The organism is Mojavia sp. (genome assembly GCF_059505145.1).
Genome location: NZ_JCACKA010000058.1, coordinates 90,809 through 108,876 on the forward strand (window position 1 = coordinate 90,809; position 18,068 = coordinate 108,876).

Below are 18,068 nucleotides of genomic sequence, written 5' to 3' on the forward strand. Positions count from 1 at the left end.
TTATGACATTGAGATATACTGATTCTCAAATCAAAAGTAAGATATATTTCCTTAGAAACCTCAAGCTTTGGCTACTCTTCAATGCTGTATCGTCAGTATTTTTGTTTGGTAATGCTGCTCAAGCACTTACATTTAATCTAGATGGGGGAGCAGACTTTAACTTTAGCGCAGATACAACAACTAGAGCTGGAGTTGGAAGCGCAACTGGCACTATTAATACAAGTACTGGCAACGCAGGCTTTAACAATTTTTTCACTTCAAGCTATGCACTCCTGGGGGCGGTTAATACTGGTACTGCAAACAGCACAGCCTTTAGCCAAGGATCTTCTAGTGCTGTATCTAAAACTAAATACACTTTTACTGATGCTGACCTAGCTGGTAATACGATTCAAATTAATTTTTCCTATGCATTCAGTGGAACTTCAGGAAACCCTGGAGGTGACGCTTTGGAAGTAAGTTTTTTTGATAATATTGATGGTATCTCTGTTCCGTTTGGAAATCCAATAACCACTCTGGCTTCCACTGGTGTAGCATCTGTAAGTTTTACAGCAGATAACAGCATGTTATTGGCGAACACAGCATACGACTTGATATTTCAATTAACTGAGACTACTCTTGGTGGAACTGCTAACAACACTGCATTTGGCTTTGATACCGTAGTAATTGAAACTGTTCCTATTCCTCCTGAGGGTGTTCCTGAACCTAGCACTATATTAGGGCTGTTAGCAGGAGTTGGCTTTATCTCAAAGCTAAGTTCTAAGTTTAAATCTCAAGTTAAAAGCAATACATTTAAGATTTAGGCTATTACTTAGTTCAGCAGTATTAATCCATAGATAAATTTTATGGATTAATACTTGAAATACATTTAAACCTATCAAACTAAGCAAAAAGTTATTACTGAGCAAAAATGTTGTGCCGCATTACCACTGAGAAACCATTATTGCCAGAAGTCTTTCGATAAACTTTGTTTTTTAGTTTCTTTCTCTAATATCTTGCATCAGTCCTAACAACCGCCTCAGAATGAATTCTGAGACTAATAGCTAAAGTCTTCTATATAAGTTCTTAAGAAGAGCTAGTATGTTTACGTACAATTACGTATAGACTTTTTTAAGTTTAACTATTTAAATAGCAAAGAATACATTTTTATAACGTATCACCGTGTTTATGCGGAAACTGCAAATTTTTTATTTTGGAGAATAACTTTTTCAAGTGGATACTTATTCCTGCCACCCTGTATTAGGCTGGTCAGGACTCTTTAGCATTTAACCAAATTAAAAAAATGAATAATTTTACATTAGTAAAAAGATTATGAAAGATAAGGAAACTTCTTGATCCAGTTTCTGATTTAACAACTGCCATTTCGTTTGTATGAAAGCTACCACATATAAAACTTTTGTTTTACTAGAAAATATTCAATTTTGGTTATTAGGGATAGGCGCAAGCTTAATAACTATCCACTTAAGTGTAATATCAAGAAATAGCAGTATTGAAGTTTTATTTATAAATATTGCATTTTTGGCATTTATCTGTTTTTCAATTAAAGAAAAACACTATAGCTTTAATCTAGAAAGTGGTGCTATTTCTAGTTCTTTAGGTTTTTTACTCATTATATTAGTATTTCTAAATAATACAGTTCAGATAAATTTTGGGGGCTTATTCCCTTTTTATCCTTTAATTTCTGGCTTAGGAATTGCACTGTTAGCTTCTGGCTTTAAGGGGCTAAAGCAATATCAAACAGAATTATTAGCATTATTTTTTCTCAGTGCCCATAGATTATTATCTATAGTTGCTAGCGATATATCACTACTGACTGCTAAATTTACTACTTCTCTCCTATGGTATACAGGCTTTAAAGTGGCTCGTTCTGGAGTAAATATTATTCTTCCAACTGGGAGCATAAAAATATATGCAGCCTGTGCGGGAATGAGCGTAATTCTCAATTTGTTGAGTTTAGCATTACTTTTTATCTTAATTTTTAATCTAAATTGGAAGCAAAAAATTATTGTACCAACGGTAGCTGCAATTTTTGGATTCGTTGTCAATGGTGTACGGGTTGCACTTATGGCTATCTTAGTAGCACAAGGCGATAAACAAGCATTTGAATACTGGCATCTTGGGGATGGTTCTCTTATATTTGCAATGATTAGTGCTATACTTTTTGGCTCTTTCTGCTGGGTTTTACTCAGTATGAATCAACAAAAAAATCAAAATGCTATGGAGTCTTAAAAGTGAGCTTCTGGAAACAAACCCGTATTTCCTTATTAGCCTTAACCTTTATTACAGGATTATTAGTTACAGGAAAAGTCATTTTACTTCCCAGCCAAGATAAACCAAAAATTAACGCCTTTGCTTTTCCAGAAGAAGTACCTCTACCACAATGGCGACCCAGTTTAACTGCACCTTTAAAAACACCAGCAGGGGAACATCCAGAACTTTTTGCCCAAAAGCATTATCGATATACAGAAAATAATTTCCCTTTAGATATCGAAATGCGCTATTTACAAAATTTATATAATGCAGATGTTAATTTGCTTGTTGAGCGATATACTTCCATAAAATCTTCTGCTAATATTGTTCGCCAAAGTAATGAAGTAGGCTATTACGGTTTAGGGTTAGATCAGCAGCGAGCTTACCTCAGTGCTTGTATTAATTCACGAGGTGGTAGTACTTTTACTCATGCACAATTTAGAAACAATCGGTATTTTAATGACGTGCGCTTTGAGCGTTTATTGCCTTTGTTAACTGGGCAAGAACCGCTGCTAGACAAGCGTTGTCTTTGGGTGCATATGTCAATTCCTTTACGGAATTCTTCACCTGATGCTTCCTATCAAATTCTGGAAAAAATCTGGATATCCTGGTATAAATGGTGGCAACCGCGATTTCCAAAAATTTAACTTAAATATTTTTTAAATGGAATAAATATGTATCAATTATTAGACATAGAACTAGCGAAATTAGGCAAATCACTAGAGTCTGTATTAGGAGTAATTAATCTTTACCGTTTGGTTGGCTACTGCCTGCTTATTTTGGCATTTTTTGACTTAGTTGATGTAGTTTATCCGCTCAACTTTATGAACCCTGTTTGGGAATTTCAAACAATGGGATCGTTAGTAGAACGGGTAGCCATACCGTTAGTTGCATTATTGTTAGTGTTTTCTGGTAAATTAGAAAACCGCTTGGCTTGGGAATTTCCTGTTTTGGGAATTTTATCTAGATTAACTTTGTTAGTTAGCCTGTTATATATTTTACTTTTACCTTTAGGGGTTAGTAACACTATACGGTTGTATAATAATAATCTTGAACAATTTCATAAAGAATATAATCAACAATTATCTCAAGCAAAGCATGCTGAGAACCAGATAAGTCAAGCTACGCCTACAGAGTTGAAAAATATGCTTGAGCGCCAAGGACGCTCATTAGATAATAAAAAGCCTGAAGAAGTAAAAAGTCAAATGCTCTCAGGAATTACCCAAGCTAAACAACAAATCAAGGCTCAAGCAGAGGAAAAGAAGTCTTCTGCAAATCTGAGGTTGTTCAAGAGTTCTGTTAAGTGGAACTTAGGAGCTTTGATTTCTGCATTTTTATTTATGGCTATGTGGAGGGGAACTAACTGGACTAGACAAGATGAGTGATACTGATAGCAATTACATCTAACAATACTAATAATTGGATGTCTCTCAAAAAAGCAGTTTTAAATAATGCAAGTTTGAGCTATGCTAAATTTAGTTGAGCTTTTCTATATCAAGTCAAGCTAAGGTAGAGCAAAACTCTGTTAAGTTAAATTGAGTACGGGAATCTGGCAGCATGAATTGGTTACTGAACTTAGAAAAGCCTGTTTTCGTGGTGCAAAACTCAACTACGCTAATTTGAATTGTGTAATTTTCCTCAAAGTGAAACTAGGTAAGGCTGATATCACTATTGATAAATTCGGCCAATGCTGACTTAGGAGGAGTATATACTCATTAGCTATGCCCACGAATATAAGAGCAAAATGATTAAAGATAGACACTATGAGCTTGTTATTCCTCATTACTATCTTGTCAATTTCTCTTGCTAATTTTTGGATAATCTACTCTGCGATTTTAATTATCCTGCTTGACTTGTGTAATCTTTCTCAGGTTCAGTTTAAAAGCTTCCCTGATAAAACTTAGGAAACTAATTTTTTGTAGCGTGGAGCACTGTGTTCTAAAACTTAGCTATCCATATAAACTCATGATTAACATGAAGCTCTTTAGAGATATCGAAATGCTGTAATTAGAGAACTCATGCGTAAGTTTTAAATTTCCATCAGATACAAGCAAAATATTATACAGCTTCTCATACCGAGTTTAACGAATATTTTGCTAAAGAATTAGTCGAGTAAAAAATTCTAGTATCTGTTCAAATTATTGGATACTGCTCATAGATATTAAGCGATACAGCGCTAAATCCAAAATTTTATATCCATCGTTGATGCTGATACAAAAAATCGAAAAAATGCAGCTTTTTCTTAAGCGATTTAATTAGTAGTTGCCTTTCACGCAGCAGGAAGCAAATTATGCGTATCTTGATGATTCAACCCAACTATCATTCTGGTGGTGCTGAAATTGCTGGTAATTGGCCACCTAGTTGGGTGCCGTATGTTGGTGGGGCATTGAAGACGGCTGGCTTTACCAATATCCACTTTATCGATGCCATGACAGATTATATTCCTGATGATGAATTAGCTAAGATTATTGCTAGGTATCAGCCGGATGTGGTGTTGGCAACGGCGATTACGCCGATGATTTACCAATCACAGAAAACCCTAAAAATTGTTAAAGAAGTTTGCCCCCAAGCAAAAACAATCATGGGCGGGGTTCACCCTACTTATATGTATAATGAAGTCCTCCATGAGGCCCCTTGGGTAGATTATATTATCCGGGGTGAAGGGGAAGAGATTACAGTTAATTTACTACGATCGCTTGCCAATGGAACTGATAAAAGCGATCGCCGCAATATTTTAGGTATTGCTTTCCTTGAAGATGGTAAAGTAGTGGCAACTCCAGCCCATCCCCCCATTGCTGATCTAGATACCCTCACCCCAGATTGGAGTCTGTTGGATTGGAGTAAGTATATTTATACTCCGCTGAATGTGCGGGTGGCTGTTCCCAATTATGCTAGGGGATGTCCATTTACTTGCCGTTTTTGCTCCCAATGGAAATTCTGGCGTAAATACCGTTCCGGTTCTGCCAAACGATTTGTTGATGAAATTGAAACCTTAGTAAAAAAACACAAGGTAGGCTTTTTTATTCTTGCCGATGAAGAACCGACGATCAACAAACCCAAATTTATTGCACTGTGTAACGAATTAATCGAACGTAATTTGGGTATTTACTGGGGAATTAATACGCGAGTCACGGATATTTTGCGCGATGAGCAAGAATTACCGCTTTACCGCAAAGCCGGACTAGTTCATGTTTCTTTGGGTACGGAAGCAGCAGCGCAATTGAAACTGAATTTGTTCCGCAAAGAAACGACTATTGAACAGAACAAACGTGCTATCCAACTGTTAAAGCAAAATGGCATCGTTGCAGAAGCTCAATTCATCATGGGTTTAGAGAACGAAACCCCAGAGACGATAGAACAAACATACAAGATGGCGCTCGATTGGAAACCAGATATGGTGAACTGGAATATGTTTACCCCTTGGCCTTTTTCTGAATTATTTCAGGAATTAGGCGATCGCGTGGAAGTCCGAGATTATTCTCAATATAATTTTGTCACTCCAATCATGAAGCCGAACGCCATGGAACGGGAGGATGTTCTCAAAGGAGTTCTACGCAACTACGCCCGTTTTTATTTACGTAAGACGATTGAATATTGGTTTGTTAAAGATTCTTTTAAGCGTAAATATCTTTTAGGCTGCTTGAAAGCTTTTGCCCAAACCACACTCAACAAACGCTTCTACAACCTGAAGCGAGTTAAGTACAAAGGACTATGCACAAAAATAGAGTTAGGTTTTGATGAGTCGAAGATTCTCACTCCCGAACAAATCGCCCAACGAAAGCAACAACATCCAGAATTAACCGCAGATGTAAATTTTACTAGCAATATTTCCGCTTGTGGCGCACCTAACGATCTTCCTGAATATCATGAACCAGAACAGGATGTGCCGAGCATGAAGATATAGAGAATCTAAAAATTAGAACTATAGGCGATCGCTTCTGCTATTGTCTCAAAGAACTGTTGAGCGATCGCCTGCTCAGAATATCTACCTATGTTATAATTTACAACCCTCTTAGTTTGACCAGATATCCACAAAATTCATAGTAAAACGACATTAGAACTTAAGGGCATAATAGCAGTAACAAAATGAGTGGTTTGGCTATCAGGGTTAAGCCATTCTTTTACCAGTACAAACTCAGTCTCTGGGTTATAAAACAAAACAGCTAAGGATATCTGACCCTCCCAACAATAATGCACATCCCCATCTTTAGACAAGCACACAGAACCTCTCCCATGCTGAGAAAAACCATTCAATGCTGTCTTAGTAAGCGTATTCCAAGACACATATTTCATCACGCCACCTCGTAGGTTAATAAGTATCTTTTGAAGCATTATCACTTCAACAAAGATATACTTTGACAATTCCTATTCACCCGTATAAAAACTGAGATTTCTCAGAATTTTTAGTGCCCATTCTCAAAAAGCTTGAGGAATCAGCACTGGCTGAGAAGGTTACTCCCTTAAGCCTTTAGTTTTGCGCTTGAATCTTCTTCTGTAACAAGCCTGAGGGCTTATTCCAGTAACATGATTAACTATCAACAACTTTAATAAATAGCTTATGTCTTCAATTCCTCTAAAATTGAACCTGGTTGAAGGTTCTGTCTCTTTGAGTTTTTCACCCCAAGCAGCGCAGGAATTAAAAGCAGCATTGGATGAATTGATTGAACGCCTAAAAGCTGTCGCTGCTAAACCTACTCCTAGTACTGGTAAAGTTACTCCCCAGCGTCCTGTGGAATATCGTTACACTGGTGAGGTATTTTTAGAAATTTTCTGTAATCCTAATATTTGGCCTACTCCCTTCGCAGCCAAAGTTCTACTTACTGTCCGTGATATTAATATTCGGTTGACGACAGAAGCTGAACTTACTCGCGTCATTGAAGACGTTAATCAGTATTTGGAGCAAGTAGGATAAGCTTTTCCACCAGTGAAAATCTTACCTAAAAAATTACCGGAGCAGTCCATGAAAAACTGCCCCGGCTAGGTAATCTACATACTATACTCAGGTGGCAACATCGGATATCAAAAATTGAATCCAATACGTTCGCTACTTGAAAAGTTGTATAAATTAGACTCTAATGTTTCTGTATTAATGAGAAATTTAAGATCCTGGATGGGGAATGCTAATAAAAACAGAGATATCCCTCAAATTAGGCGTAGAAAAGCTGGTTGTCAAATCTAAATATGGAACTCAAATCCCTATCCAAAATCTGAAATTCAGCATTGATTAGTCGTTGTCCCATTGTTCACGACCAATCAAATCACCGATGCGATCGCGTAGCAAAAAGTCACATTTTTCTAATTCACATTCAACGCAAACCCACTCTCTCGCTGGGATGTATTGGCAGAGTGTATATATTGGCTGTTGTCGGCTGACCATTCCCTTTTGCACCAGTCGGCGTGCTTCGTCTTGAATTACATCCAAAGAGTAGTAATTGATAGAGGGCACCGTATTCACACTCATGATTTTTACTCACTAATTACACGTAGATAGTGTTCCCGATATTTAAATGGAACAAACATGACAAGGATTAGACTTGTAGCTAAAGTTTTGTAGTTTGCTATACGGAACTGTTTTCATTTTGACGCTAGACACTCTAAAATTATCTAAAGAAATGTTACCAAAGTCAACAAATTCTGACATTTGTGGCCAATCTGCTTCATATAAGGATATCAGGGTGGTTAACATAACCTGCTTAACAGATTTTGTAAATTTTTTGCAATAGAGTTTAGAGTTCAAAATTTGGCAGTGACTGCCTCAAAGTAAGTTTGGCAGGTGGGAATAATATATACAAAAGACCATTTATATAAGTGGTTAGGCAAAATTAAAATTACAGGTGAAGGTAACAGAACAGGGAATAGGGAACGGTGAACGGTAAACGAGGAACAGCATAGAGAATGTGTAATCAATTTTGTTTAGGTACTTACCAACGATCAGCACCGTAATACTTTGTCTAGGTTTGCTGCTATTTGACGCTCCGAAGAATAGACAGAAATCCTTGTCAGGAGTAAAGGTATAAACTATTGCAAGTACCATCGCTACCCTACACCAGGATAGCTTGTAGCATCAGATATGTTCACAATTTCTTAAATAATTGCTGAATTACTTAGTTCTAGATAGCACTTAGTAGATGAGAACGCTTTGGTTTCTACATCTAGGTTAGGAACAACTTGGGTGAGGCGATCGCTACTTCAAGAGAATCGCAGCAAGAGGCAAATTATCAATGTATTCGTGCAGGAAGAAAAATAACCGCTTGAGAAAGAAGCAAGTTTTTTCCAAAAGTAAATACTAGGGCAAATACAAACTGTATTTATGCAACTACCCGTTGCTTAAGCAGGTATTGTCACATTGAAACAGACGCGATTAAGTCACGTCTGTAAAGGAGTTAGCGAATTTTTAGGGATTAATTGTTCCAAAAACTACATTATTGTTTAAATTACTTACTCCACAAATTCATCATCATATTCATCTGCATTATTGCCATTTTCTGCTAACATTTCGGATGGACGCTCATCCTTGAGTTGGTTCAATAACGTCAGCACCCTAGTACCACGTTCTATAGAGTGGTCTTCGATAAATATCACTTCTGGTGTGCGACGCAGCCTTACCCGTGCGCCAAGTTCGCTGCGGACGTAACCTGTGGCCGACTTTAAACCTGCCATAGTTTCCGCCTTGGCTTCTTCTGTACCATAAATGCTGACGTATATTTTGGCGTGTTGCAGATCACCAGAGACATCAACATCAGTAACACTTACCATTCCTGTACCCACACGGTCATCCTTGATGCCGTTGAGCAGCATTTGGCTAACTTCCCGTTTGATTAATTCGGCAACACGGGAAACACGGCGATTTGTAGCCATAAAAATTACGCCTCCTCACAGAGGTTGTACAACATAACAATAGATGCAAGTAGGGGAGGAGAGTGGTTAACACTACGACGTTATTAGCCACTGTCTATGGGGCAAACCCCACAATAGCCCCAGCCTAGATTGTACTTAAACCCAGCATTGCGCGTAGGGTCAAAGTAATGAACGCCAAACTGCCTACAAAGAAACCTACTAGGGCAATCAAGGTGACTGGGCGTTTCAACAGCGGGAATAGTGGCGCAAACGTGTTCAGCAAAACGCCTAAGAGGACAGTAATAAAATAGCGGGGGTAGCGAAAGACGTTATCCCAGAATCCGTCAAACATTAATTTAGACTGCCTTGTTATAGACTATACGTTTTTTTTGATGTGCTTGTTTAACTTAATTGTAATCGATGCTGCTATAAAATTAATAAATTCATATAAAATATGATTCGTCAGTTATATTGGCTAGATTTAGTAGCTCAGTTGTAATTAAATAATAAATAAATGATAGCCCAAATTCCTAAAGAAATATTTCCACGTCCATTTTTGAAATGGGCAGGTGGTAAAAATCGATAATTCAGCAATATATTCCTTATTTCCCTAAACAATATAAAACTTATTTTGAGCCATTCTTCGGCGGTGGTGCTGTTTTTTCTATCTCCAGCCAAACACTGCAATCTTAACTGATATTAATGCAGAATTAATTACTACTTATCGCTGTGTTCGGGATCAAGTTGAGGAATTAATTGTTCTTTTGAAAGAGCATAAAGTTCAGCATAATAGAGATTATTATAACGTGCGAGCAAACCTTGGAAGCAATGATTTAGAAAAAGCGGCTCGTTTAATTTATCTTAAGAAAACTTGTTTTAACGGACTTTATCGAGTAAACTCCAAGGGACAATTCAATGTACCTATAGGCAGATACGAAAATCCTAACTTTGCCCTGAAGAATTACTGCGAGCAGCCTCAGCAGTACTTAATAAATCTGAAATTAAACAGGCAGATTTTGTGGATGTGTTAAACTTTGAGGGCAGTAGCGATGATTTTGTCTTCTGCGATCCGCCTTATTATCCTATAAGTAGTACCAGTTATTTCACAGGTTACAATTGCAATTCTTTTGAAGAATAAGACCAAGAACGTTTAAGAGATACTTGTGCAAAATTGGCGAATCGTGGTGTCAAAGTTATGATATATAATTCTGATTTTGACTTTATAAGGAAGCTATATAAGCAAATTAATTTGAATATTTATCCAATAGAAGCAGCACGTTCTATTAATTCTAATACATAAAAACGCGGGATGATTTACAAATTATTAATTACTTCTTATTAGCAATTCTTATTTGCCCAGGCAATAAATCTATCTAAACTATAAACTGCTAATAAATTAAGATTACATTTAACTTGATTTCTCAGCCATTTGATAGCTCCTTCTCTCATCCCTTCACCTCCAATAACTACAATAGTTGGTGCTGGGTAAGAGTTTTGAATATTCAAATTCAAATAAGGAAACTTTTCATCAACAGACCCACCACTTTCTTGCCATTTACACTCGATAATTAATTCGGACGGGCTTGTAGGTAAACCTATATAGCGGTTCCCATCCTGGTGAGGTACGTTTTCAAAGCTACTAACCTTATTAAACAAGATTTGGGTGTACCTCAGTTGCTTAGGAAACGCTATATATGCCCGTACGCCTTGAGTCATGATCATCCTGAACTCTTTGACAAAATCCCTGCTAATTCTAGGATTCCACGGAAGAAGTATCACTTAATATGAATTTTTAATATGGATATATGAAACTGGATTACATAGATAGAAAACGAAATCTTTTTAGTAAGTTTGTACTAAATAAATTCATATTTAGATGATGACCATTGACTTGATATCTCTACATCTGATGTTGAGATCAGTGCATCATTTACCTGGAATACAAGACGTTACAATTAAGTTCCATCAAAATGCTATCTCAATTGTATATTGATCATCTTATATTGCCATGACCGCAATTACTACCAATCTGAAGAGGGTTGTCAAACTAACCGACCACCAATTTGACTAACTGTGTCAGGATAATCCCAATATCAAAATTGATAGCAATGCCCAAAAGGGAGAGAGCAAGAAACAGACGCAACGCCAAGCTAACTAGCAAAGAATTAAAAGAATTTTTTAGTCACTTCGGGCAGAAATTTACCGTAATAACATCTGGATTATGTAGGATCAAACCTGGAGAAATTTATTAATTGTGCTTTTAAAAGTCATCAGCCTGTTTGGACTTCAGTATGACCGTTACGGATAGACCACGCTAGATCTAAAAGTTGAGTCCAACGCTTTTGCAATTGTTTGGGAGTGCATTTGAGTGCTTTAGCGATCGCCTGGTCACTATGCCGTGCAGTTTTTAATTGCAAAATTTCTTGTTGCTGTTCATTTAGCAGGCTCAAAAAGGTTTGCCACTGTTGGCTAGACAGACCCAACTTATGTTCTAAACCTGCACCTAACCATTGATGTACTAGTTGCCATTGATGTTGCTTGGCAAACTTTTCTACATGATATTTAAAACGTTGTTGCAGATAGTCCCGCTGACGGCTACTTAGACCAAGAATTTGGTCAATTTCCGGTGCTGAAAGGTCTTGGAGTTTCAGAGTTAGGTAATCTACGCAGTCAGTTTGACCTTGAGACTCCAGGTAATTCACTAATTCCGAAATCACCCGATCGCGTTCAGATTCTTCCGATGGATCGAAATTAGTTTGTGCAACCATTTGCGACCTTAGCTGTTGCACAGCTGAGTTGCGCTGATAAGATTCTCCCTCTTCTGTCTTGGCAGACTCCACTGCCATTTCGATATCCACGGTAGTTTCCTGCGGTTGACGACGGGCAAAACCTTGGGCACGCAAGATAATCAGCTGTTGACTAGCACTACCAGGTAAATTGATGCGGCGTTTGGCATATTGTTCTGTAAATGCCATGTATTCGGCTAATTGCAACTGAGTACGCGGCGTGTAATCTTCAGGTAGTTCATTTTCCCGCCGAAAAGCTTTAATAGCTTCGATATAAAATGCTTGCAAGAAATCTTCAATCAGGTTGTAACGACCTTGAAATCCCAAATCTGAACCGGAAACGGTAACGTGACGATAAACTATAGCGCCCAGATTGCTATGTAGTTCCACACGCCCACGGCGTGAACCTAGTTGGTAGTAACGTAAACACTTTTGTAAACGATGCCTTGCTAGGGTAAGCTGCCAAGATTGGATTTCTCCAGATGTTTGAATACGGGAGCTTTTATCGCAAATGCGTTCTACTTCTTTAGCGATGCGTGTCGCTACAGCTTGCACACACCCAGGTGCAGCTTTTACTTGATCTTGAATTTCTTGAGATAGCAGTTGCATCAAGGTTTCGGTATTGCTAGCTGACAATTGTTTGCTTGAGATGTAGCAATCAAAAGTGGAGGTAGAAGTTGGTAGAGTAACAAGGTTGGCTTTCATAAATTTTTTTAGTAACTGGTATTGCACCTTAATTACAACGTCAATTCAGCACTTGCTTCAGTCTTGGCTAAGGAATGGTTTAGCATCCATCAAGACCGCTGCGATCGCTGCTCACATATAAGACTGTAGGAAATTTAAAAAGGTTACAGGGAAGGTAGTAGTCGGTTTTTTCATCAGCAACCGGATCAAAGGTGGCACACAGTTATCTACCATGTTCTAAAAGCAGCCCAAACTATTGCTGTACCTAACTTTGATGTCATTACCTTCTAACTACTCCTAGCTCTTATAAGTAGGACAATTGTAAAAGTGGAGCTTAATTTATTACATTTTCCGAAATTAACTGATGAGCCTGTGAAGTGCGATTTTTATACCCATGCTGATGCTGCTTCCCAACCTAAACCCCTTCTTGTAATCATTGGTTCGTCTCCGGTCAAATCTAAAATCGTAGATACTTCATACGTAGGTTCCTCACCAGTATCTACAATTACATCGACTAAATTATCTAATCGGTCAAACAGTTCGGCCTGAGACAGAATTGGTTTTGGCTCTACCCCAACCATTCCATCATCTACTTCATCTGGTGGCAGATGTGCTGAAGTAGAAATAATGGGATTTCCTAGCGCTGTTAGCAATGCTAAACATACAGTATGATTTGGTACTCTAATTCCTGTAGTTTTCCGCTTGGGATTTTGCACTAGTCGTGGCACTAACTTAGTAGCAGGTAACAAAAATGTGTAGGGCCCAGGTATGAGTCGCTTCATAATCCGGTAGGCTATATCACTTACAGTGGCATAAGTAGCCACATTGGATAGTGAGGGACACAAAAATGTTAGTGGTTTATCATTCGCTAGCTGCTTAATTTGCCGTACTCGTTCCACCGCCGACTTAGCATTCAAATCACAACCAATTGCATAGACTGTATCAGTAGGGTAGAGCATTACTGCGCCGCTAGAAAGTGCCGATTTTAGTTCCTCTATTCGGCGGGTTTGAGGATTATCAGGATGGACTGTGAAAATTTTTGCCATAAAAAATTTAGTAGGGGAAATTTCAGGCTTTGCATTGATAGAAAAATCTTAAAAATGGCGAATGGAGTATGGGGATCACGTTAGTTTGCACAAGTCGGGTAACCCACCTATGCAGCAACTAGCTTCCCAATGTCTAATCCTGAATTGATGGCAGTGAATGATCCCTGAATTCCACATAGTAGTCTGGAGAGGAAAGCCTCTCCCAGTAATGGATACTGGTTATTAGAAAGAATTTTCAAACTTTGGTGGGGTTTCAATCCTTCTCTAGAATTTACCGCTATTTCCTAGCCCCTAGTCCCAGCTTCTTTGAATTAGCCTCAGTTTCTTTAAATTAGTAATATATCTATGACCAAACTTGCTTATCTTCAATGTCCAACCGGGATTTCCGGTGATATGTGCTTAGGAACCTTGGTCAGTCTGGGTGTTCCTGTCGAGTATTTAATTGAAAAACTCAATAGATTGGGAATTCAACAGGAGTACCAACTAAGGGCAGAACTTGTTCAGCGTAATGGTCAACAGGCGACTAAGGTTCATGTAGACTTAGCAGATGATCCCGATCGCCATGACCACGAACACAGTCACCATCATGGGCGTCATTTACCAGAAATCGAGCGCATGATTCTCCAAGCAGGGTTACCATCAAGGGCAGAAGCTTGGAGTTTGGCAGTATTTCGGCAACTAGCAGTAGCAGAAGGAGCGGTACATGGCATCGCTCCTGAAAAAGTTCACTTTCATGAGGTGGGTGCAGTAGATGCGATTGTGGATATTGTCGGCACTTGCCTGGGGTTAGATTGGTTAGGTATTGAAAGTAATAACGAAGGATTGCCTTTACTGTACTGCTCGGCATTCCCAACAGGTGGAGGAACAGTTCGCGCCGCACATGGACAAATGGCAGTGCCTGTACCCGCAGTATTAAAGTTGTGGGAAATGCGAGGTTGTCCAATTTATAGCAACGGCATTGAACGAGAACTGGTGACACCGACAGGAGCAGCGATCGCTACTACTTTAGTAAGCGACTTTGGCTCGCCACCACCTATGACCATCAAGCAAGTAGGATTAGGAGCAGGTTCAATAAATTTGCCCATCCCCAATATACTACGCCTCTGGGTTGGTGAAAGCGCCAATTTACAGTCAAATTTTCCCAAATATGGCGATAATAGCCAATATTTAGAAATTATATCGGTACTAGAAACCCAAATTGATGACTTAAATCCCCAGGCGATCGGCTATGTGTTTGACGCATTGTTTGCCGCTGGTGCAGTCGATGTCTTTACCCAGCCGATCGGGATGAAAAAGTCCCGTCCAGGAATCTTGTTAACTGTAATTTGTCATCCAGAAAATTTACTGAGTTGTGAAACGGTTTTATTTCGTGAAACCACAACTTTAGGAATTCGCCGAACGACTCAGCAACGCGCCATCTTACAACGGGAAATTCAACAAGTCGCAACTGAATATGGCAAAGTACGCGTCAAGGTAGCTTGGCAGGGAAAAGAAGTTCTAGCTAATGTGCAGCCAGAATACGAAGATTGTGCAGAATTAGCACGAAAACATGATATTCCTTGGCGCGAAATTCAGCGTCTGGCACTTGAGAGCTGGTATTTACAGCATCAAAAAAATTAAGGCCAAAAAAATTAGGGCAGGCAATCTCGCCCACCCCTGACGGACAGGCGCAATGCCTGTCCCATAACCGATGATTAATTTCAATCAGCTTATTTCAATGCCTTGTTAACGCCATCAGTTGCATCTTCAGCTGCCTGTTGAGCATTTTTTGTCACGCCTTGGACAGCATTCTGGGTATTTTCCTTGATATTTTCAATTCCGCGCTTAGTACCTTTGGCAACACCTTCAGTCAGTTCTTCAGTAGAACCACCAATATCGCCACCCAGGTTTTTCACTCTTTGACCAAAGGGTGTACCTTGGCGATAATTCTCCACATATTGCCCTGGGCTGTCAATGCCCTTCTCGTCGACATTTCTCTTAGAGTTGTCCCGAAGTGCCTTAGCTTTGGCTTCCGCTGCTTTCTCCCCTGCTTGCGCTCTGGCATCTACATCACTAAAGTTATTCATCCCACCTTGAGGTTCGTTGAGATTATAATTTTTTGTGGGATCATGTCGTTCAAGATAAGGTGATTCAGCACCAGGCTGGGGTGTCTGTGCAGTTACTTTTGAAGTGCAGGCTTGTGTCAAAATTAAGAATGTTCCTGCCAAAAAAACCGCTAAAATTTTAGCTGGACGAAAGTTTTTCAGCCAAGATATGGCTCTTTTCATATTGTTACTCCTTGTGTTTTTGTGACTAAGTTGAATGTTAACCAAGATCGTATTTGAGTTGTTTTTCCAATACTTCAATCCACAGGCAAAATGAGAATTTTATTTGCCTACTGCTGGATTTCTTTGTAACTCAGGTCTAGCAGCTGCCTCATCTGCCTTTTCTTTGAAAAAGCCAGAAGCTTCTTGGACATTTTCTTTTACAGTTTCAATGCGATCTTGAATGCGATCGCCTAAGCTTGGTTCGCGCTGAATCAAACCACCTGGTTCAGGTTGTTGGAAATCTTTGTCAGTGATCAGCGGTAATTCCGCTTCTTTTTCAATCCTACCTGCTGGTGTTTCCGCACCTGGGTACAGTATTTTGGATTCGGTATTTGTGGCAATTAATAATTGTGAGTCTAGCTGTAAGCTAGCGTGGTCACGTTGATTTTGGTTGCTTTCGTTAGTAACTTTCGGATCGGTGGACATTCTATATTTTGTATATTTATCCCCACCACCCTTATAAGGATTGTTTGCACCGCCTGCTTGTACAGCAGGATTTTCTGGATTTGCACCTTGGGCATTTGCCCCGCTACAAGCAGTACTAACTATCAACAATAGACCGGCCATAAATACTGTTAAAATCTGGCGCAGCCGCAGTTTTTTCCATAAAGCTGTCAAACGGTTCACTGAGTCCTCCTTGCAACTACAAGCCGATTATCCGCTTAACATTACTGGTTTGTCAGCGAGATTTGTTCTTGTTTTAGTTGACTATATTTTTTGTTCAACAATTATCAAGAATATGACTTATAAAAAAGCTTTTCCTCTAGCGTAGGTCACATTTTATTTACGAATATAATGTCCTTATTATCTAACTCTAGAGAGATATTAATTAAGTTAATTAGCTTTTGAAGTTGTTCAGTATTTAAGTTATTTTCGGTAGTATATGTCTTGGCTGGTAAATTGAGCCTTCAATTTATGCTTACTAATATTAGGCTTGTTAAATAATATTAAATACATACATATAATCATAGATGCCAATATATCGATATACTATAAAATCTTCAGCCTTAGCTGTGTAGAAACCGCGTCTTTAACACAAAACTTTTTTTATTAATGAAAAAAATTTATTAATTACATTAAATTGAAATGTAAAAATAATTACATAAAATATTTAACTTGTCTAGTATATTTTTTGAAAAAATTCGTTATCTAGCTAATCTGACGCAAAAATTGAGGTATTAAAACATCAAATATTTAACCGTTAAATTACTGAAATGTTCAAGAAAATCTTAGGCTGGGTAATTTTAGGCGGAACGCTATTTTTTTTAGCAAAAGCTTTGAAGGAACACTGGGTTGAGGTAACAGATATCCAGATTGATGGAGTAGGATGGGCAATTCTGGCGATCGCCACAGGTGTAACTTTACTGGCGCATACTTGGGCAGGTTGGATTTGGACTTGGGTTTTGCAAGAGTTAAATCAATCTGTAGAAACTTCTGTGTTCATCCAAGTTTACTTAAAAACAAACATAGCCAAGTATTTACCAGGTAATGTTTGGCATCACTACGGGCGAATTGTCGCCGCAACAAATGCTAAAGTTTCTGCTGGCGCAGCCACTTTAAGCGTAGTATTGGAACCACTTCTAATGGCGGCGGCGGCTTTGATTATTGTCGTCCTATTCGGTACACAATTTACGGCTGCTCATACCAGCCTTGTGTGGCGATTATTACAATTGCTATGTTTAGCTGTGGTACTTTTTGCTCTCCATCCCTGGTTTTTGAACCCAGCTATTCAGTTTGTACACAGATTGAAAGCAAAAAAGTTTGATGCCAATGCAAAGTCAACTATTAATTTAAACATTGAACGCTATCCCTTAAGGCCTTTGTTAGGAGAATTAGGCTTTTTGGGGCTGCGTGCTATGGGGTTTATCTTAACTATATTTGCTCTAGGCCCTATAAGTGTGAGTCAAATTCCTTTATTAGTAGGGGCTTTTAGTTTCGCTTGGTTGTTAGGGTTTATTGTTCCGGGTGCGCCTGGTGGGTTAGGCGTGTTTGAAGCAACAGCCATCGCGCTTTTACAACATCATCTTCCTGCTGGCTTAGTAATTAGTGCGATCGCCCTGTATCGTCTAATTAGTATTATCGCTGAAACCGCTGGTGCTGCCTTAGCTTTCTTTGACGAACGCTTGGCTCAATCCTAAGTTTTAAGTTCTCTGATGTTCCCC

The 18,068-nt window shown here is 38.7% G+C and carries 18 protein-coding genes and 1 pseudogene; 9 read left to right on the forward strand and 10 right to left on the reverse strand.

Annotated features, from left to right (window positions below; translation table 11 throughout):
• The first annotated feature begins 2 nt into the window (after positions 1-2).
• From AC5JL8_RS12020 to bchE, 5 genes are all read left to right on the forward strand, one after another.
• Positions 3-800: a PEP-CTERM sorting domain-containing protein gene (locus AC5JL8_RS12020; protein WP_495880009.1), complete on the forward strand. Its 798-nt coding sequence runs from the start codon at positions 3-5 to the stop codon at positions 798-800.
• A gap of 568 nt (positions 801-1,368) precedes the next feature.
• On the forward strand, positions 1,369-2,226 hold the full coding sequence (gene crtA / locus AC5JL8_RS12025) for a cyanoexosortase A (RefSeq protein WP_495880010.1): 858 nt from the start codon (positions 1,369-1,371) through the stop codon (positions 2,224-2,226).
• Positions 2,227-2,228: 2 nt separating this feature from the next.
• Complete coding sequence (locus AC5JL8_RS12030; RefSeq protein ID WP_495880011.1) at positions 2,229-2,894, forward strand: cyanoexosortase A system-associated protein; 666 nt, start codon at positions 2,229-2,231, stop codon at positions 2,892-2,894.
• Positions 2,895-2,921: 27 nt separating this feature from the next.
• Positions 2,922-3,632, forward strand: a complete 711-nt coding sequence (gene hpsJ-A / locus AC5JL8_RS12035; RefSeq protein WP_495880012.1) for an HpsJ-like protein, cyanoexosortase A-associated — start codon at positions 2,922-2,924, stop codon at positions 3,630-3,632.
• Positions 3,633-4,537: 905 nt separating this feature from the next.
• Complete coding sequence (gene bchE / locus AC5JL8_RS12040) at positions 4,538-6,151, forward strand: magnesium-protoporphyrin IX monomethyl ester anaerobic oxidative cyclase (protein WP_495880013.1); 1,614 nt, start codon at positions 4,538-4,540, stop codon at positions 6,149-6,151.
• Positions 6,152-6,156: 5 nt separating this feature from the next.
• On the opposite strand, the gene AC5JL8_RS12045 is transcribed toward bchE, so the two are convergent.
• Together AC5JL8_RS12045 and AC5JL8_RS12050 are read right to left on the reverse strand one after the other, a co-directional pair.
• A complete protein-coding gene (locus AC5JL8_RS12045; RefSeq protein ID WP_495880014.1) occupies positions 6,157-6,282 on the reverse strand; it encodes a hypothetical protein in 126 nt (41 codons plus the stop codon).
• Positions 6,283-6,285: 3 nt separating this feature from the next.
• Positions 6,286-6,579: a hypothetical protein gene (locus AC5JL8_RS12050; protein ID WP_495880015.1), complete on the reverse strand. Its 294-nt coding sequence runs from the start codon at positions 6,577-6,579 to the stop codon at positions 6,286-6,288.
• A 226-nt stretch (positions 6,580-6,805) separates the two neighbouring features.
• Here AC5JL8_RS12050 and AC5JL8_RS12055 point away from each other — a divergent pair, with 226 nt between their 5' ends.
• A complete protein-coding gene (locus AC5JL8_RS12055) occupies positions 6,806-7,159 on the forward strand; it encodes a hypothetical protein (RefSeq protein WP_495880016.1) in 354 nt (117 codons plus the stop codon).
• 312 nt (positions 7,160-7,471) lie between these two features.
• Here the strand turns inward: AC5JL8_RS12055 and AC5JL8_RS12060 are convergent, their stop codons facing one another.
• The 3 genes from AC5JL8_RS12060 to AC5JL8_RS12070 form a co-directional block, all read right to left on the reverse strand.
• Complete coding sequence (locus tag AC5JL8_RS12060; RefSeq protein ID WP_062297131.1) at positions 7,472-7,708, reverse strand: DUF4327 family protein; 237 nt, start codon at positions 7,706-7,708, stop codon at positions 7,472-7,474.
• A gap of 977 nt (positions 7,709-8,685) precedes the next feature.
• Complete coding sequence (gene rbfA, locus AC5JL8_RS12065) at positions 8,686-9,105, reverse strand: 30S ribosome-binding factor RbfA (RefSeq protein ID WP_495880017.1); 420 nt, start codon at positions 9,103-9,105, stop codon at positions 8,686-8,688.
• A gap of 124 nt (positions 9,106-9,229) precedes the next feature.
• Positions 9,230-9,436: a DUF751 family protein gene (locus tag AC5JL8_RS12070; protein ID WP_495880018.1), complete on the reverse strand. Its 207-nt coding sequence runs from the start codon at positions 9,434-9,436 to the stop codon at positions 9,230-9,232.
• Between the two features lie 162 nt (positions 9,437-9,598).
• Between AC5JL8_RS12070 and AC5JL8_RS12075 the strand changes: the two are divergent.
• A pseudogene (locus AC5JL8_RS12075) lies at positions 9,599-10,384 on the forward strand (DNA adenine methylase).
• Between the two features lie 38 nt (positions 10,385-10,422).
• On the opposite strand, the gene AC5JL8_RS12080 reads toward AC5JL8_RS12075, so the two are convergent.
• The 3 genes from AC5JL8_RS12080 to AC5JL8_RS12090 all read right to left on the reverse strand — a co-directional run bounded on the left by AC5JL8_RS12080 (position 10,423) and on the right by AC5JL8_RS12090 (position 13,600).
• The gene (locus AC5JL8_RS12080) at positions 10,423-10,800 is read right to left on the reverse strand and encodes a PD-(D/E)XK nuclease superfamily protein (RefSeq protein ID WP_495880019.1); all 378 of its coding nucleotides are present in this window, start codon (positions 10,798-10,800) and stop codon (positions 10,423-10,425) included.
• A gap of 554 nt (positions 10,801-11,354) precedes the next feature.
• The gene (locus tag AC5JL8_RS12085) at positions 11,355-12,575 is read right to left on the reverse strand and encodes a HetZ-related protein (protein ID WP_495880020.1); all 1,221 of its coding nucleotides are present in this window, start codon (positions 12,573-12,575) and stop codon (positions 11,355-11,357) included.
• A 365-nt stretch (positions 12,576-12,940) separates the two neighbouring features.
• Positions 12,941-13,600 carry an L-threonylcarbamoyladenylate synthase gene (locus AC5JL8_RS12090; protein WP_495880021.1) on the reverse strand — a complete coding sequence of 220 codons (660 nt, stop codon included), beginning with the start codon at positions 13,598-13,600 and terminating at the stop codon, positions 12,941-12,943.
• Between the two features lie 345 nt (positions 13,601-13,945).
• Here AC5JL8_RS12090 and larC point away from each other — a divergent pair, with 345 nt between their 5' ends.
• Positions 13,946-15,220: a nickel pincer cofactor biosynthesis protein LarC gene (gene larC, locus AC5JL8_RS12095; RefSeq protein WP_495880022.1), complete on the forward strand. Its 1,275-nt coding sequence runs from the start codon at positions 13,946-13,948 to the stop codon at positions 15,218-15,220.
• 89 nt (positions 15,221-15,309) lie between these two features.
• On the opposite strand, the gene AC5JL8_RS12100 is transcribed toward larC, so the two are convergent.
• A complete protein-coding gene (locus AC5JL8_RS12100) occupies positions 15,310-15,867 on the reverse strand; it encodes a hypothetical protein (protein ID WP_495880023.1) in 558 nt (185 codons plus the stop codon).
• A 99-nt stretch (positions 15,868-15,966) separates the two neighbouring features.
• Positions 15,967-16,533 (reverse strand): DUF6658 family protein, encoded by a 567-nt coding sequence (locus tag AC5JL8_RS12105; RefSeq protein WP_495880024.1) that lies wholly within the window; start codon positions 16,531-16,533, stop codon positions 15,967-15,969.
• Positions 16,534-17,120: 587 nt separating this feature from the next.
• On the opposite strand from AC5JL8_RS12105, the gene AC5JL8_RS12110 reads away from it, so the two are divergent.
• Positions 17,121-18,044 carry a lysylphosphatidylglycerol synthase domain-containing protein gene (locus AC5JL8_RS12110; protein WP_495880025.1) on the forward strand — a complete coding sequence of 308 codons (924 nt, stop codon included), beginning with the start codon at positions 17,121-17,123 and terminating at the stop codon, positions 18,042-18,044.
• The last annotated feature ends 24 nt before the right edge of the window (positions 18,045-18,068 follow it).

Coding starts and splice junctions, on each gene's coding strand:
- AC5JL8_RS12020 (WP_495880009.1), top strand. CDS start 3: ATGACATTGAGATATACTGATTCTCAAATCAAAAGTAAGATATATTTC.
- crtA (WP_495880010.1), top strand. CDS start 1,369: ATGAAAGCTACCACATATAAAACTTTTGTTTTACTAGAAAATATTCAA.
- hpsJ-A (WP_495880012.1), top strand. CDS start 2,922: ATGTATCAATTATTAGACATAGAACTAGCGAAATTAGGCAAATCACTA.
- bchE (WP_495880013.1), top strand. CDS start 4,538: ATGCGTATCTTGATGATTCAACCCAACTATCATTCTGGTGGTGCTGAA.
- AC5JL8_RS12050 (WP_495880015.1), bottom strand. CDS start 6,579: ATGCTTCAAAAGATACTTATTAACCTACGAGGTGGCGTGATGAAATAT.
- AC5JL8_RS12055 (WP_495880016.1), top strand. CDS start 6,806: ATGTCTTCAATTCCTCTAAAATTGAACCTGGTTGAAGGTTCTGTCTCT.
- AC5JL8_RS12060 (WP_062297131.1), bottom strand. CDS start 7,708: ATGAGTGTGAATACGGTGCCCTCTATCAATTACTACTCTTTGGATGTA.
- rbfA (WP_495880017.1), bottom strand. CDS start 9,105: ATGGCTACAAATCGCCGTGTTTCCCGTGTTGCCGAATTAATCAAACGG.
- AC5JL8_RS12070 (WP_495880018.1), bottom strand. CDS start 9,436: ATGTTTGACGGATTCTGGGATAACGTCTTTCGCTACCCCCGCTATTTT.
- AC5JL8_RS12080 (WP_495880019.1), bottom strand. CDS start 10,800: ATGACTCAAGGCGTACGGGCATATATAGCGTTTCCTAAGCAACTGAGG.
- AC5JL8_RS12085 (WP_495880020.1), bottom strand. CDS start 12,575: ATGAAAGCCAACCTTGTTACTCTACCAACTTCTACCTCCACTTTTGAT.
- AC5JL8_RS12090 (WP_495880021.1), bottom strand. CDS start 13,600: ATGGCAAAAATTTTCACAGTCCATCCTGATAATCCTCAAACCCGCCGA.
- larC (WP_495880022.1), top strand. CDS start 13,946: ATGACCAAACTTGCTTATCTTCAATGTCCAACCGGGATTTCCGGTGAT.
- AC5JL8_RS12100 (WP_495880023.1), bottom strand. CDS start 15,867: ATGAAAAGAGCCATATCTTGGCTGAAAAACTTTCGTCCAGCTAAAATT.
- AC5JL8_RS12110 (WP_495880025.1), top strand. CDS start 17,121: ATGTTCAAGAAAATCTTAGGCTGGGTAATTTTAGGCGGAACGCTATTT.